11 protein-coding genes and 1 rRNA gene are annotated in these 14,608 nt (G+C 57.0%); 2 read left to right on the top strand and 10 right to left on the bottom strand.

Going from position 1 to position 14,608, the window contains the following annotated elements; genetic code table 11:
- The first annotated feature begins 25 nt into the window (after nt 1-25).
- On the top strand, nt 26-298 hold the full coding sequence (locus AC0TN7_RS01935; RefSeq protein ID WP_023309994.1) for a YjbD family protein: 273 nt from the start codon (nt 26-28) through the stop codon (nt 296-298).
- Here AC0TN7_RS01935 and rluF read toward each other — a convergent pair whose 3' ends face one another.
- The 5 genes from rluF to metH form a co-directional block, all read right to left on the bottom strand.
- Entirely contained in the window at nt 299-1,171 is an 873-nt protein-coding gene (rluF, locus tag AC0TN7_RS01940; RefSeq protein ID WP_048990571.1) for a 23S rRNA pseudouridine(2604) synthase RluF, read from the bottom strand.
- A gap of 54 nt (nt 1,172-1,225) precedes the next feature.
- Entirely contained in the window at nt 1,226-1,543 is a 318-nt protein-coding gene (locus AC0TN7_RS01945; RefSeq protein WP_029740630.1) for a CcdB family protein, read from the bottom strand.
- Nucleotides 1,543-1,836, bottom strand: coding sequence for a type II toxin-antitoxin system CcdA family antitoxin (locus tag AC0TN7_RS01950; RefSeq protein ID WP_248166289.1), 294 nt, complete (start codon nt 1,834-1,836; stop codon nt 1,543-1,545). Before AC0TN7_RS01950 ends, AC0TN7_RS01945 begins: the two co-directional genes overlap by 1 nt.
- Nucleotides 1,837-1,931: 95 nt before the next feature.
- Nucleotides 1,932-3,563 carry a Na/Pi cotransporter family protein gene (locus AC0TN7_RS01955; protein WP_048990567.1) on the bottom strand — a complete coding sequence of 544 codons (1,632 nt, stop codon included), beginning with the start codon at nt 3,561-3,563 and terminating at the stop codon, nt 1,932-1,934.
- Between the two features lie 116 nt (nt 3,564-3,679).
- Nucleotides 3,680-7,363, bottom strand: coding sequence for a methionine synthase (metH, locus tag AC0TN7_RS01960; RefSeq protein ID WP_473701793.1), 3,684 nt, complete (start codon nt 7,361-7,363; stop codon nt 3,680-3,682).
- 193 nt (nt 7,364-7,556) lie between these two features.
- Here metH and iclR point away from each other — a divergent pair, with 193 nt between their 5' ends.
- Complete coding sequence (gene iclR / locus AC0TN7_RS01965; protein ID WP_075201537.1) at nt 7,557-8,384, top strand: glyoxylate bypass operon transcriptional repressor IclR; 828 nt, start codon at nt 7,557-7,559, stop codon at nt 8,382-8,384.
- Nucleotides 8,385-8,406: 22 nt separating this feature from the next.
- On the opposite strand, the gene aceK is transcribed toward iclR, so the two are convergent.
- The 5 genes from aceK to rrf form a co-directional block, all read right to left on the bottom strand.
- The gene (gene aceK / locus AC0TN7_RS01970; RefSeq protein WP_463727386.1) at nt 8,407-10,158 is read right to left on the bottom strand and encodes a bifunctional isocitrate dehydrogenase kinase/phosphatase; all 1,752 of its coding nucleotides are present in this window, start codon (nt 10,156-10,158) and stop codon (nt 8,407-8,409) included.
- A gap of 48 nt (nt 10,159-10,206) precedes the next feature.
- Nucleotides 10,207-11,511 carry an isocitrate lyase gene (gene aceA / locus AC0TN7_RS01975; protein WP_024906665.1) on the bottom strand — a complete coding sequence of 435 codons (1,305 nt, stop codon included), beginning with the start codon at nt 11,509-11,511 and terminating at the stop codon, nt 10,207-10,209.
- Between the two features lie 31 nt (nt 11,512-11,542).
- A complete protein-coding gene (gene aceB / locus AC0TN7_RS01980; protein WP_473701794.1) occupies nt 11,543-13,144 on the bottom strand; it encodes a malate synthase A in 1,602 nt (533 codons plus the stop codon).
- Between the two features lie 270 nt (nt 13,145-13,414).
- Entirely contained in the window at nt 13,415-14,344 is a 930-nt protein-coding gene (gene metA, locus AC0TN7_RS01985; protein ID WP_024906663.1) for a homoserine O-acetyltransferase MetA, read from the bottom strand.
- A 174-nt stretch (nt 14,345-14,518) separates the two neighbouring features.
- Nucleotides 14,519-14,608: ribosomal RNA gene (gene rrf, locus AC0TN7_RS01990) — 5S ribosomal RNA — on the bottom strand; the annotation flags it as partial.

Here is a 14,608-nt window from a genome sequence, read left to right on the forward strand (position 1 = left end):
GCCTCTCTCTCAGGAGGCTTCAGCAATGGCTACACCACGTTTGACCCAGAAAGACATGACCGAAGCCGAGCAGCGCGAACTGAAAACGCTTCTCGACCGCGCCCGTATCGCACATGGCCGCACGCTGACGAACGCCGAAACCAATCAGGTGAAAAAAGAGTACATCGATAAGCTCATGGCGCAGCGTGACGCCGCGGCGAAAAAAGCCCGCAAGCTGAAAAAAGAGCAGGCTTATAAACCGGATGCAGAGGCGACCTTTTCCTGGTCGGCCACAACGTCTACCCGTGGAAGGCGCTAATCAGCGCCCTTTCTTTTTGCGCCCCGGCTGGGTAAAGCGTTTTCCGTTGCCCGGCTTGCCGCGCCCTTTCTCTTCCGCCTGCGGCGCCTTCACCACCGGGCGCTTAATCGCCTGGGTTTTCGGTTTGGCTTTGGCCTTCGGCTTCGCTTCGGACGAGGAATTCTCGATAAGCTTGAACAGCTCGATCAGTTCGTCGTCCGTTAAGTCGCGCCATTCGCCCAGCGGAATGCCGGACAGGCTGACGTTCATGATGCGCGTGCGCTCAAGCTTCGTCACTTCATAACCGAAATGTTCGCACATGCGGCGGATCTGGCGGTTTAAGCCCTGCACCAGGGTAATGCGGAACGCGAACGGCGCTTCTTTCTTCACCTTACACTTTTTCGTAACGGTACCGAGGATCGGCACACCGGCGCCCATACCGCGAATAAAGTCGTCCGTGACCGGCTTATTCACCGTCACAATGTACTCTTTCTCATGGTCGTTACCGGCACGCAGGATCTTGTTGACCAGATCGCCGTGGTTGGTGAGGAAAATCAGCCCCTGAGAGTCTTTATCCAGACGGCCAATCGGAAAGATACGGCTGCTGTGGTTCACGAAATCAACGATGTTGTCCCGCTCACCGTCTTCCGTGGTGCTGACAATCCCAACCGGTTTGTTCAACGCGATAAACACCAGGTCTTCAGCATCACGCGGTTCGATGACCTGACCATTCACTTTAACCACATCGCCAGGCACCACCTGATCGCCGATGGTGGCGCGTTTGCCGTTAAGAAACACGTTACCTTGTTCAATGTAACGGTCAGCCTCGCGACGTGAGCAGATCCCGCTCTCGCTAATGTATTTGTTTAATCGGGTTGATTGAGTTGGCAGCATAGTTTCTCCTGTGAAGGGCGAAATATACCTTACCTTACGGCTGACAAAAAAGTGTTAGTAACCGTTGATCAAAAAATCGAGTGCATCCCGCAATGAAGCACGGTTTTGCGTAAGATCGGCGACACGCTCGCCTAACTCTTTTGGCGATATGCCTGCCATCATGTGCATCATGACCACACAGGGTTTACCCGCTATTTCAACGACAGGGCACACTTTTGCAGGTGGCTGAATGCCTCCCAGATGGCTAAGTTCAACTGCGGGGGCGACCAGAACATGCTTCATCACATTGGCAACGGGATGCTGCATATTGATTAGCCAGGGATAGGCAGTTTTCCCCTTACCTTCATTCTCATAAGCAAAATATTGCTCCATCAGAACGACCTCTGAAAGTCACTAAAGGAGCCGTTTTCCTCAACCCACTGGTTAATGGCCTCAATAGAAGCCTTATTTTCTGTTAACCACTCTGCGCGCTGATGCGCACGAAACTGCTCCTGCAGTGCAGCCGTGAGTACAGCAGAGAGATTAAGTTTAAGCCGTCGCGCCTCTTCAAGGATTTCGGGCGACAGGGAAACATTCACTGATTTTTTAATGCTATTAGCACCGCGCATGAGAACCCCCATTGGAATGCGCATGAATTGGCGAAGTGTAGCGTAATAATTGAGCATTTTCTATTCCCTTAAAAATGTAAGGGTTGAAGAATAAATTGCTCTTTATGGGGAATCACGCCTCACAAAACCGTTTTGCGAGGCGCTTTCAGAGATTAATACTCATCCCGCTCGTCGTCTTCATCCGGCTGTTCCATCACGCTGTACGCCACCGCGCAGAACAACGAGTTGAGACGCTTCATATCGCCCAGCAGTCCCAGGTGGAGTGAGCTGGTTTCGATACTCTGCACGTTCTGCTGGTGCAGACGCTCAACGTGGGCGTGCGAGTAGCGGCGGTTCAGAATACGGAAACGATGCTTGTTGCGGCGCAGGCGGCGCGCGCTCGGCACATCGCTGGAGAAGAATACCGACATCGCCAGCTTGAGGTTGCTGACCAGCTGTTCGTGCAGCGCTTCCAGCTCCTTCAGGCCTTCACCTGAAAACGCACGACGCGCGGCAAGGGATTTGTCGGCGATCTCGCTGCCCATGCGTTCAACGATATCCGAAGCCTGCTCAAGGTTAAGCGACATCTCGATAATTTCCGCCCAGCGGCGGGACTCCTCTTCCGCCAGCTCGTCCTGCGGCATGCGCGCCAGGTAAAGCTTGATGGCGGTATAGAGCACGTTGATATCGTCAGCTAACCTGCGCAGCTCTTTCTCTTCACGCGGCTCGCCGTGCATCACCTTTTGCAGACCTTCGAGCATGGTTTCCATCGCGTCGCCCATGCGCAACGTCTCGCGCGCGGCATTCGCCAGCGCCAGCGCCGGGGTATCCAGCGCGGACGTATCCAGGTGCTTCGGTTTCAGGCGCGCATCCAGCTCCGGTTCGTCCTGAATGAGGCGTTCGCAGAAGCGCGCCATCGACCCGGCAAAAGGCACCATCGCCAGGCAGCGCACCAGGTTGTAGAACACGTGGAAATAGATCACCAGCTCCGCCTTCGGCAGCGGGAGGTTGTCCATCAGGTTCGCCAGCGGGTGGATAAAGGGCAGGATAATCAGGCTGCCCACCAGCTTAAACAGCAGGCTGCCGAGGGCCACGCGGCGGGCGGCGGCGTTGGCGGCGCTGTTATTGAGCATCGCCAGCAGGCCCGAGCCGAGGTTGGCACCGATCACCAGGCACAGTGCGACCGGGAAGGAGATCGCCCCGGCGGCGGTGAGCGTGGCCGTCAGCAGCACGGCGGCCAGGCTGGAGTAGCTGACGATGGCAAACACCGCGCCAATAAGCGCGTCGAGCATGATGTCCCCGGTCAGGGAAGCGAAGATGACCTGAACGCCGTTGGCCTCGGTAATAGGGGTGACCGCCTGCACAATCAGCTCCAGCGCCAGCAGGATCAGCCCCAGGCCAATCCCCACGCGTCCAAGCTGGCCGGCCCGCGTCTGTTTGCGGCCGAGGAAGAAGATCACGCCGATAAAAATCAGCAGCGGTGACAGCCAGGAGAGATCGAACGTCAGGATACGCGCCATCAGCGCGGTACCCACATCAGCCCCCAGCACAATGACCAGAGCCGGGGCCAGCGCCACCAGATCCTGCGCCACAAAGGAGGTGACAAGCAGGGTTGTGGCGTTGCTGCTCTGAACCAGTGCCGTTACGCCAATACCCGCGCAGAAGGCGAGCGGCTTCTTCTCAACGCTGCTGCTGAGGACGGTACGTAAACGGGCGCCAAAAACGCGCATCACGCCGGTACGGACGATATGGGTGCCCCATACGAGCAGTGCGACTGCAGAGAGCAGATGTAACAGGGTCAGCACGGAAGGTTTTCCTCCTTATCGTTATTCGTTTTCCATAGGTTCAGTATAAGGGTTTAAGCGTAAGAAAGAGACAAGGCACCATTGAGGTGCCCTGTTTGTTGTAAGGAAAAGTGATTTTAGTCGGCGTCGTAGCCGAGATTAGGGGCCAGCCAGCGCTCCACTTCTGATACGCTCATCCCTTTGCGCAAGGCGTAATCTTCGATCTGATCCCGCTGCAGCTGCGCCACGGCGAAGTACTTGCTGTCCGGATGGCTGAAGTACCAGCCTGAGACTGACGCGCCCGGCCACATGGCGAACGACTCGGTGAGCTTCATACCTGTATGCGCTTCTACGTCCAGCAGTTTCCAGATGGTGCCTTTTTCGGTGTGTTCCGGGCAGGCCGGGTATCCCGGCGCCGGGCGAATGCCCTGGTAATTTTCGCGGATCAGATCCTCATTGCTGAGGTTTTCGTTCGCCGCGTAGCCCCAGTGCACCTTACGCACACGCTCGTGGAGGTACTCGGCGAAGGCTTCCGCCAGGCGGTCGGCAATCGCTTTCACCATGATTTTATTGTAATCATCGTGCTGCGCTTCGAACGCGTCCGCCAGCGCATCTTCTTCCAGACCGCCGGTTACCGCAAAGGCGCCGATATAGTCGGCTTTACCACTTAACTTCGGCGCGACGAAATCGGCCAGGCAGTAGTTGGCAAAGCCCACTTTCTCGGTTTGCTGGCGCAGATGGCGGCTGACTGCCAATACGTGGGTGCGGGTTTCATCGCGATAAATTTCAATGTCGTCACCCACGCGGTTCGCCGGGAACAGCCCCACCACGCCCCGCGGGTTGAGGGTTTTCTCTGCGCTCAGCGTGTCGAGCATGTCGTTGGCATCTTTAAACAGGCGCTTCGCCTCCTCGCCTACCACCTCATCCTCCAGGATGCGCGGATATTTACCCGCCAGCGACCAGGTCATAAAGAACGGCGTCCAGTCGATGTAGTTGCGCAGCGTCTCGATGCTGGCGCTGACCTCCTGAACGCCCAGACGATGCGCGACCGGCGGCGTATAGCTCGACCAGTCAAAGGCCAGATCGTTGTCGCGCGCCGCCTGGAGTGAAACAGGCGGGGTGCGCGGCTTCTTACGGCCGTGCTGGATGCGGACGGTTTCGTACTCTTTGCGGGTGCGCTCAACAAACTCGTCGCGCTGGGTGTCAGAGAGCAGCGCGGAGACCACGCCCACGGTGCGCGAGGCGTTCTGCACGTACACCGTCGGCCCGCTGTAGTTCTGCTCGATTTTCACCGCCGTGTGCGCTTTGGAGGTGGTCGCGCCGCCAATCAGCAGCGGAATGGTGAAGCCCTGACGCTCCATCTCCTTCGCCACGTTGACCATTTCGTCGAGCGACGGGGTGATCAGCCCGGAGAGGCCAATCAGGTCAGCGTTCACTTCGCGCGCGGTCTTGAGGATTTTATCCGCCGGGACCATCACGCCGAGGTCGATAATTTCGTAGTTATTACACTGCAGCACCACGCCGACGATGTTCTTGCCGATGTCGTGCACGTCGCCCTTCACGGTGGCAATGACCATCTTGCCGTTGCTGGAACCTTTCTCTTTGCTGGCTTCGATGTAGGGCTCAAGATACGCCACTGCCTGCTTCATCACGCGGGCGGATTTCACCACCTGCGGCAGGAACATCTTGCCTTCGCCAAACAGATCGCCGACCACGTTCATGCCGTCCATCAGCGGGCCTTCAATGACCTCAATCGGGCGGGCTGCCTGCTGGCGCGCCTCTTCGGTATCGAGCTCGATAAATTCGGTAATGCCTTTAACCAGCGAGTATTCCAGACGCTTTTTCACGTCCCAGGAACGCCACTCGGCCTGCTGAACGTTTGCCGCCTCATCCGATTTGCTGCCGCGGTATTTCTCCGCCAGGTCCAGCATGCGCTCGGTGGCGTCGTCGCGGCGGTTAAGGATCACGTCCTCTACGGCATCGCGCAGCTCGGCAGGAAGGTCGTCGTAAATCGCCAGCTGTCCGGCGTTAACGATCCCCATGTCCATGCCGTTGCGGATGGCGTAGTAGAGGAACACGGCGTGGATCGCTTCACGCACCGGGTCGTTACCGCGGAATGAGAATGACACGTTCGATACGCCGCCGGAGATCAGCGCATGCGGCAGCTCGCGCTTGATGTCCTCGCACGCGCCGATAAAGTCCTGGGCATAGTTATTATGCTCTTCGATGCCGGTCGCCACGGCGAAGATGTTCGGGTCAAAGATGATGTCTTCCGGCGGGAAGCCCACCTCTTCGGTCAAAATCTTGTACGCGCGGCGGCAAATCTCGATTTTGCGCTCGCGGGTATCCGCCTGGCCCACTTCGTCAAAGGCCATGACCACCACGGCGGCACCGTAGCGGCGGACCATTTTCGCGTGGTGGATAAAGATATCAACGCCCTCTTTCATCGAGATAGAGTTGACGATGCCTTTACCCTGAATGCACTTCAGCCCTTTCTCGATGACTTCCCACTTGGAGGAGTCAATCATGATCGGCACGCGGGCGATGTCCGGCTCACCGGCGATCAGGTTGAGGAAACGCACCATCGCCGCTTCGGCGTCGAGCATCCCCTCATCCATGTTGATATCGATAATCTGCGCGCCGCTTTCCACCTGCTGGCGGGCGACGTCCAGCGCTTCGCTGTACTTCTCTTCTTTGATCAGGCGCTTGAACTTTGCAGAACCGGTGACGTTAGTACGCTCACCCACGTTTACAAACAGGCTATCGTCGCCAATGGTCAACGGCTCAAGGCCGGAAAGGCGACAGGCAACCGGAAGCTCGGGCAGCCTGCGCGGCGGCAGTCCGGCGACGGCGTTGCTCATGGCCGCGATGTGCTCCGGCGTGGTGCCGCAACAGCCGCCGACAATGTTCAGGAAGCCAGACTCGGCCCACTCGCGGATTTGCGCCGCCATGGTGTCGGCATCGAGATCGTATTCACCGAACGCGTTCGGCAGACCGGCGTTCGGGTGGGCGGTGACGTAGCATTCCGCGATACGGGAAAGCTCCTGCACGTACTGACGCAGTTCATCCGGCCCCAGCGCGCAGTTAAGGCCAAAGGAGAGCGCTTCGGCGTGGCGCAGGGAGTTATAAAACGCTTCGGTTGTCTGGCCAGACAGGGTGCGGCCGGAGGCGTCGGTGATGGTGCCGGAAATCATGATCGGCAGGTCAACGCCCAGCGCCTCAAACTCCTCTTTCACCGCGTAAATTGCGGCTTTGGCGTTGAGGGTGTCGAATACGGTTTCAATCAGGATCAGGTCGGAACCGCCTTCCACCAGCGCTCTGGTCGATTCGCGGTAGGAGGCAACCAACTGGTCAAAGGTGATGTTACGAAACGCCGGGTCGTTGACGTCCGGTGAAATCGACGCGGTGCGGTTCGTCGGGCCAAGCACCCCGGCAACGTAGCGAGGCTTGTCCGGCGTGCGGGCCGTCCACTCGTCGGCGCAGGCGCGCGCCAGCTTCGCGGCTTCCAGGTTGATTTCCGCCGACAGGGATTCCATCTGGTAATCCGCCATGGCGATGGTTGTCGAGTTGAAGGTGTTGGTTTCAACGATATCCGCACCCGCTTCGAAGTAGGCGTTGTGGATATCCTTAATCACGGACGGCTTGCTGAGCACCAGCAGGTCGTTGTTTCCTTTCAGGTCGCATGGCCAGTCGGCAAAGCGCTCGCCGCGGAAATCGTCTTCACTCAGACGATAGCTCTGGATCATGGTGCCCATGCCGCCGTCCAGCACCAGAATTCGTTCATTTAACTGCGCACGCAGTTGCTCTACTTTGCTGCTCACACTTGCTCCCGACAACGCTCAACAAGGCCAAAAGGCTGGGTTCCATACTGGCATAATCTCGCAGGGTGGAAAAGCCACTCAGGGGTAACATGAGACATGTTCACCATCACTCCTCCGATCAGTCAGGATAACGGTTGCAAATCCACCAAATAAAACGAAAATGATTTCCACGATACAGAAAAAGGAGATCGTCATGGTCGCGACCGTTCCCGCCAAACGCGGCAGAAAGCCTGCTGCCACCACCGCCGCACAACAGGGCGGACAGGTTCAATCGCTCACGCGCGGTCTGAAGCTGCTGGAGTGGATAGCCGAGTCGCACAGCAGCGTGGCCCTGACGGAGCTGGCCCAGCAGGCTGGCCTGCCGAACTCCACAACGCACCGCCTGCTGACCACCATGCAGCAACTGGGCTTTGTGCGTCAGGTGGGCGAGCTGGGGCACTGGGCGGTGGGCGCGCACGCGTTTATCGTCGGCAGCAGCTTCCTGCAGAGCCGCAACCTGCTGGCGATTGTGCACCCGATTCTGCGCAAGCTGATGGAGGAGTCCGGCGAGACGGTAAACCTGGCGGTACTGGACCAGAGCGATCATCAGGCGATTATCATCGACCAGGTGCAGTGCACGCAGCTGATGCGCATGTCCGCACCGATTGGCGGCAAGCTGCCGATGCACGCGTCCGGGGCGGGGAAAGCATTTCTCTCGCAGCTGAGCGAGGAGCAGGTGACGGGGCTGCTGCACCGTAAAGGGCTGCACGCCTACACCCACGCCACCCTAGTGTCGCCCGTGCATCTGAAAGAAGATCTGGCCCTGACCCGCAAGCGCGGCTATTCGTTTGATGATGAAGAACATGCCCTGGGCCTGCGCTGCCTCGCGGCCTGCATTTTCGACGAACACCGCGAGCCGTTTGCCGCCATCTCCATCTCCGGGCCGATTTCGCGGATGACCGATGACCGCGTGACCGAGCTTGGTGCGCTGGTGATTAAGGCGGCGAAAGAGGTGACGCTCGCGTACGGTGGGATTCGTTAAAATTGAGTGCGGCCTGATGCCCTCACCCCGGCCCTCTCCCACAGGGAGAGGGAGAAAAGCGGATGCAAAACCGCTGCTTGCGGCGGTATGCATACACATCTTCCACGTGCCCATTTCTGATCCGCGTTTGCAGTCCGCGCCAGTAGCTGGCGCGGAACAGATCGGCATGCATTTCTTCAAATAACGGCCCGATGCGCGGGTCGGCACACAGCCAGTGGCGAAACTCCTCCGGAAACACATCGCCCGGCGAGACGCTGTACCACGGCTCACCGGAAAGCTCATCTTCCGGGTAGCGGGGCGGTGGGATATCGCGGAAATTCACTTCGGTCATGTAGCAAATTTCGTCGTAATCGTAGAACACCACCCGCCCGTGTCGGGTGACGCCGAAGTTTTTAAACAGCATGTCGCCCGGGAAAATATTGGCGGCGGCGAGCTGGCGAATCGCGTTGCCGTATTCTTCAATGGCATCCCGCAGCGCCTGACCTTCGGACTGCTCAAGCCAGATATTCAGCGGCACCATGCGGCGCTCAATGTAGAGATGGCTAATCACGATTTTGTCACCCAGATCGGTGATTTTCGCGGGCGCTTCCTGCATCAAAAGCGTCATGAGCGCCGGGTCGATCTGCTGTTTATCCAGCACAAAGTTTTCGAATTCCTGGGTATCCGCCATGCGCCCGACGCGATCGTGCTCTTTGACCAGCTGATAGCAGGCGCGAACGTGCGCGGCGGTCATCTCTTTCTGCGGGGCGAATCTGTCTTTAATCACCTTAAAGACCCGGTCGAAGCCCGGCAGCGTAAAGACCAGCATCACCATACCGCGAATGCCTGGCGCTTCGATAAACTGCTCATCGGCCGTGGTGACATAGCGCAGGTACTCCCGATAGCTTTCCGTCTTGGCGTGCTTCTGGCAGCCAATCGCCATATACAGCTCGGCGGTGGTTTTACCCGGCAGGATCTCGCGCAGCCACTCCACCAGCGCGGCAGGCAGCGGGGCGTACACCATGAAATAAGAGCGGGCGAAACCAAACACGATGCTGGCCTCGGCGCCGGTGGTCAGGCAGGTATCGACAAACAGTTCCCCGTCGTCGGTACGGTGAATCGGCAGCAGAAACGGCACAATGGCGGTTGGCGTAACCAGTTTGCCCACCAGCCAGGCGGCTTTATTGCGGTAGAAAAGCTCGTTGGCCACCTGCAAATGGCTGTGGCTGAGCACCTCCGCGCCGAAGGCTTCATTGAGATGGGCGTAGATATAGCCGATATCCCGGGTTTTATTCTCCCAGGGCAGGCGCAGCGGCAAATCCGTTAGCACGCGGTGCAGGAGCTTTTCCCATCCGCGATCGGGAAAGAAATCTTTCGCCAGCGGACGCGGAATGGTGCGAAAGCGTCGCTCGGGCTGGGAGCTGAAGATAAATAACCGCTCAGGAGATAATGAGCGGTGGTCAAATAACCGGCAATAGACGGAGTTGAAAAAGCTCTCCGCAATCTCGAAGCGAGGGTAGTCGGGTAACAAATGGGTGTAATGCTCTTTGACGCGCAGTAAAAAATCCGCGTCTGGACTTTTACCGTCGGTAATACAGCGCAGCTGCTCCACCACCAGACCCACGTGGTGATCATAGAGATGGATACGCTGCTTCATGGCCTGCTGAACCGCATGCCAGTCTGCGTGTTCAAAGCGCTGCTGCGCGCCGGATGTCACTTCAAGAAAACGACCATACTGGGCATCAAAGCCCTGCAAAATAGTTTGGGCAATCAGTAATTCCAGGCCACGCGACATATATTCCCCTTACCCAACCCTCTCCCCAGGGGGGAGAGGGGGAACAGATTAGAACTGTGCTTCTTCCGTTGAACCCGTTAAGGCGGTGACGGAGGAGGTGCCGCCCTGAATAATCGTGGTCACATTATCAAAGTAGCCAGTTCCCACCTCCTGCTGGTGAGACACGAAGGTGTAGCCGTCTTTACCCGCGGCAAACTCCGGCTGCTGCACCTTCTCAACGTAGTGCTTCATGCCCTCACCCTGCGCGTAGGCGTGCGCCAGGTCGAACATGTTAAACCACATGCTGTGGATGCCTGCCAGAGTAATGAACTGGTATTTGTAGCCCATGTCGGACAGCTGCTGCTGGAAGCTGGCGATCGTTTTGTCATCCAGCTTTTTCTGCCAGTTGAAGGACGGCGAGCAGTTGTAGGCCAGCAGCTTGCCCGGGTATTTCGCGTGGATGGCGTCGGCAAAGCGTTTTGCCAGCGCCAGATCCGGCGTGGAGGTTTCACACCAGACCAGGTCCGCATAAGGCGCGTACGCCAGACCGCGGCTGATCGCCTGCTCAATGCCCGCGTGGGTACGGTAGAAGCCTTCGCTGGTACGCTCGCCGGTGATGAATTCGCTGTCGTACGGGTCGCAGTCAGAGGTGATCAGGTCCGCCGCGTCGGCATCGGTACGGGCAATCACCAGCGTCGGCACGCCGAGCACGTCAGCAGCCAGACGCGCGGCAACCAGCTTCTGCACGGCTTCCTGGGTAGGAACGAGCACCTTACCGCCCATGTGTCCGCATTTCTTCACTGACGCCAGCTGGTCTTCGAAGTGAACGGCCGCTGCACCGGCCTCAATCATCGATTTCATCAGCTCGAAGGCATTCAGCACGCCGCCGAAGCCCGCTTCCGCATCTGCGACGATCGGCAGGAAGTAGTCAATAAAGCGCGGATCGCCAGGTTCGATACCGGCAGCCCACTGGATCTGATCCGCACGGCGGAAGGTATTGTTGATCCGATCCACAACCGACGGCACGGAGTTAGCCGGATAGAGCGACTGATCCGGGTACATGCTGGAGGCCAGGTTGGCGTCCGCCGCAACCTGCCAGCCGGAGAGGTAAATCGCCTCAATACCGGCCTTCGCCTGCTGCAGCGCCTGACCGCCGGTCAGCGCGCCGAGGCTGTTGATGTAGCCCTTTTTAGAGCCACCGTGCAGCAGCTTCCACATTTTCGCCGCGCCATTTTGCGCCAGCGTGCATTCCGGATTGACCGAGCCGCGTAATTTCACCACTTCCTCCGCGCTGTAAGGACGGCGGATGCCTTCCCAGCGAGGTTGTGTCCACTCTTTCTTTAACTCTTCGATTTGTTGGGTACGGGTTTTCATGTGCAGATGCTCCATATTGTTATGTGGTGAGTTACGCCAGGAAGCGGTAGCCCGGCAGGGTCAGGAAGTCGATTAAGTCATCTGATGTGGTGATTTGCTCCATCAGGCGCGCAGCGTCGTCAAAACGCCCGCTGCTGAAGCGGTGTTCGCCCAGCTCGTCCTGGATCACCCGCATCTCTTCGGCCAGCATCTGGCGGAACAGAGATTTGGTCACCGGCTTGCCGTTGCTGAGCGTTTTTTGATGGTGGATCCACTGCCAGATGGAGGTACGTGAGATCTCTGCCGTCGCGGCATCTTCCATCAGGCCGTAGATCGGCACGCAGCCGTTGCCGGAGATCCACGCTTCGATGTATTGCACGGCGACGCGAATATTGGCACGCATGCCCTCTTCCGTACGCTCGCCCGCACACGGAGCCAGCAGCTGTTCTTCAGCCGTTGGGGCATCGTCTTCACGGGTGACAAACAGCTGGTTTTTATTGTCGCCAAGCACGCGGTTGAAGACGTCCATCGCCGTATCGGCCAGACCCGGATGCGCGATCCAAGTGCCATCGTGACCGTTACGGGCTTCAAGCTCTTTGTCGGCTTTCACCTTGTTGAGCACCTGATTGTTGCGCTCAGCGTCTTTGCTCGGGATAAATGCCGCCATGCCGCCCATCGCAAAGGCACCGCGCTTGTGGCAGGTTTTGATCAGCAGACGCGAGTAGGCGCTCAGGAACGGTTTATCCATGGTCACGACCTGGCGATCCGGCAGCACGCGATCGGGATAGTTTTTCAGGGTTTTGATGTAGCTGAAAATATAGTCCCAGCGTCCGCAGTTCAGGCCGACAATGTGGTCTCTCAGGGCGTGCAGAATTTCATTCATCTGGAACACGGCGGGCAGCGTTTCAATCAGCAGCGTGGCCTTGATGGTGCCCCGCGGCAGGTTGAAACGATCTTCCGCATAGCTGAACACCTCGCTCCACCAGGCCGCTTCCTGCCAGGCCTGCGTTTTTGGCAGATAGAAATAGGGGCCGCTGCCTTTTGCCAGCAGGTTCTTGTAGTTGTGGAAGAAATAGAGTGCGAAATCAAACAGGCTGCCCGGAATGGCTTCCCCACGCCAGGTGACATGTTTTTCAGGCAGGTGCAGCCCGCGTACGCGACAGATCAGCACTGCCGGGTTCGGCTTGAGCTGGTAAATTTTGCCGGCTTCGTTGGTATAGCTGATGGTGCCGTTCACGGCGTCGCGCAGGTTGATCTGCCCGTCGATAACTTTGTTCCAGTCTGGCGCCAGTGAGTCCTCAAAATCGGCCATAAAGACTTTAACGTTGGCGTTCATGGCGTTGATCACCATTTTGCGCTCTACCGGACCGGTGATCTCAACGCGACGATCCTGTAAATCTTCAGGGATGCCGCGGATTTTCCACTCACCGCGACGAATGGAAGCGGTTTCCGAAATGAAGCCAGGCAACTTGCCATCGTCAATTTCCTGCTGCTGATGAATGCGTGCCGCCAGCAGCTTATTACGCTGCGGCGTAAATCGGGTCACCAGTTCAGTCAGAAATTCTACCGCTTCCGCCGTCAAAACTTGCTGTTCTTGCTCGCCATAGGGCTGGGTAAAGGCCAGTTCATCGACCGTCGTTGCCTGTTGAGTCATTACTCTGCTCCTCATCAAAGATCCAAAATCACGCTCCCGATGCGAACGAAAGATCGTTGGGTAGTTTTCGCTCAGCAGAATTAAGACTATCTCTATTTTTTCTAAAATCAAAAACAATTTCCATTTTAATTGTTAATTGCAATTAATTAATTGATTTTATTGAGATTAAAGTTTGGTTGAATGATGAGGGGTATTTCGGAAATAAAAAAGGCACCCGAAGGTGCCTGATTTGAATAGCTGAAACGCTTTAGGATCGTTTAGTGCAGACGATTACTCCAGCGTTGGATTCATGTGACGCAGATCGTATGGCGTTATCTGATAGACGTAATAGTTGAGCCAGTTAGTGAAAAGCAAATTCCCGTGGCTACGCCAGGTTGCTCTCGGTTTGTTTTGCGGATCGTCTTTCGGGAAATAATTGTACGGGACATCCGGATTGAGACCCGCTTCGACATCACGGAAATACTCTGACGCGAGAGTGTGCGGATCGTACTCAGGATGCCCGGTCACAAAGGCAATGCGCTTATCTTTGCTGGCAAACAGGTAAGCGTCCCCATCTTCCGTTTCTGCCAGGATCTCCAGATCGGTGTAATCACGAATCAACTGGGCCGGGAAGTCAGCGTAGCGAGAATGCGGGGCCAGGAAAGAATCATCAAACCCACGCGTCAGCAACGCATGTGGATGGAGAATATGGTGTTCGTATACGCCGGAGAGCTTTTCAGTGCGGGTTTGCTTGGGGATGCCATAGAGAATATTCAGTGCGGCTTGTACCGCCCAACAGACAAACAATGTGGACGTGACGTGATCTTTTGCCCACTCCAGGACCTGTTTGATCTGCGGCCAGTAGGCGACATCGTTAAATTCAACCAGACCCAGCGGGGCGCCGGTCACAATCAGTCCGTCGAAGTTTTCACCCTGGATGTCATCGAAGTTGCAGTAGAAGTTGTTCAGATGCTCAGAAGGCGTGTTACGTGACTCACGGGCGTCGATTCGCAGCAGCTGGATATCGACCTGCAGCGGGGAGTTCGACAGAAGACGCAGGAACTGGTTTTCTGTTTCGATCTTTTTTGGCATCAGATTGAGAATAAGCACCTTCAGCGGGCGAATTTCCTGACCTGTCGCACGCGAAGCCGTCATGACGAAGACGTTTTCTTCACGCAAGAAATTGACGGCTGGTAGCTCGTCCTGCACCCGAATCGGCATAGCTTTATATCCTCACAGCATACGTATAAACGTTTAGACATCCAGATAGCTAACGATACCCAGAAATGGTTTGAATGTCGAGTCTGCAAGCAGAAGGTGAGAAAGTTTCAAGGAGGGGGGGAAACAAAAGCAAAAAACCCCGCACCTTACGGTACGGGGTTCTTCTTAATTGATGCCTGGCAGTTCCCTACTCTCACATGGGGAGACCCCACACTACCATCGGCGCTACGGCGTTTCACTTCTGAGTTCGGCATGGGGTCAGGT

This window comes from Enterobacter sp. PL_is511 (genome assembly GCF_055816065.1).

Excerpts from the sequence above, each read along its gene's own strand:
- AC0TN7_RS01935 (WP_023309994.1), top strand. The coding sequence starts at position 26 with ATGGCTACACCACGTTTGACCCAGAAAGACATGACCGAAGCCGAGCAG.
- metA (WP_024906663.1), bottom strand. The coding sequence starts at position 14,344 with ATGCCGATTCGGGTGCAGGACGAGCTACCAGCCGTCAATTTCTTGCGT.
- iclR (WP_075201537.1), top strand. The coding sequence starts at position 7,557 with ATGGTCGCGACCGTTCCCGCCAAACGCGGCAGAAAGCCTGCTGCCACC.
- aceK (WP_463727386.1), bottom strand. The coding sequence starts at position 10,158 with ATGTCGCGTGGCCTGGAATTACTGATTGCCCAAACTATTTTGCAGGGC.
- AC0TN7_RS01950 (WP_248166289.1), bottom strand. The coding sequence starts at position 1,836 with ATGCTCAATTATTACGCTACACTTCGCCAATTCATGCGCATTCCAATG.
- AC0TN7_RS01945 (WP_029740630.1), bottom strand. The coding sequence starts at position 1,543 with ATGGAGCAATATTTTGCTTATGAGAATGAAGGTAAGGGGAAAACTGCC.
- aceB (WP_473701794.1), bottom strand. The coding sequence starts at position 13,144 with ATGACTCAACAGGCAACGACGGTCGATGAACTGGCCTTTACCCAGCCC.
- aceA (WP_024906665.1), bottom strand. The coding sequence starts at position 11,511 with ATGAAAACCCGTACCCAACAAATCGAAGAGTTAAAGAAAGAGTGGACA.
- rluF (WP_048990571.1), bottom strand. The coding sequence starts at position 1,171 with ATGCTGCCAACTCAATCAACCCGATTAAACAAATACATTAGCGAGAGC.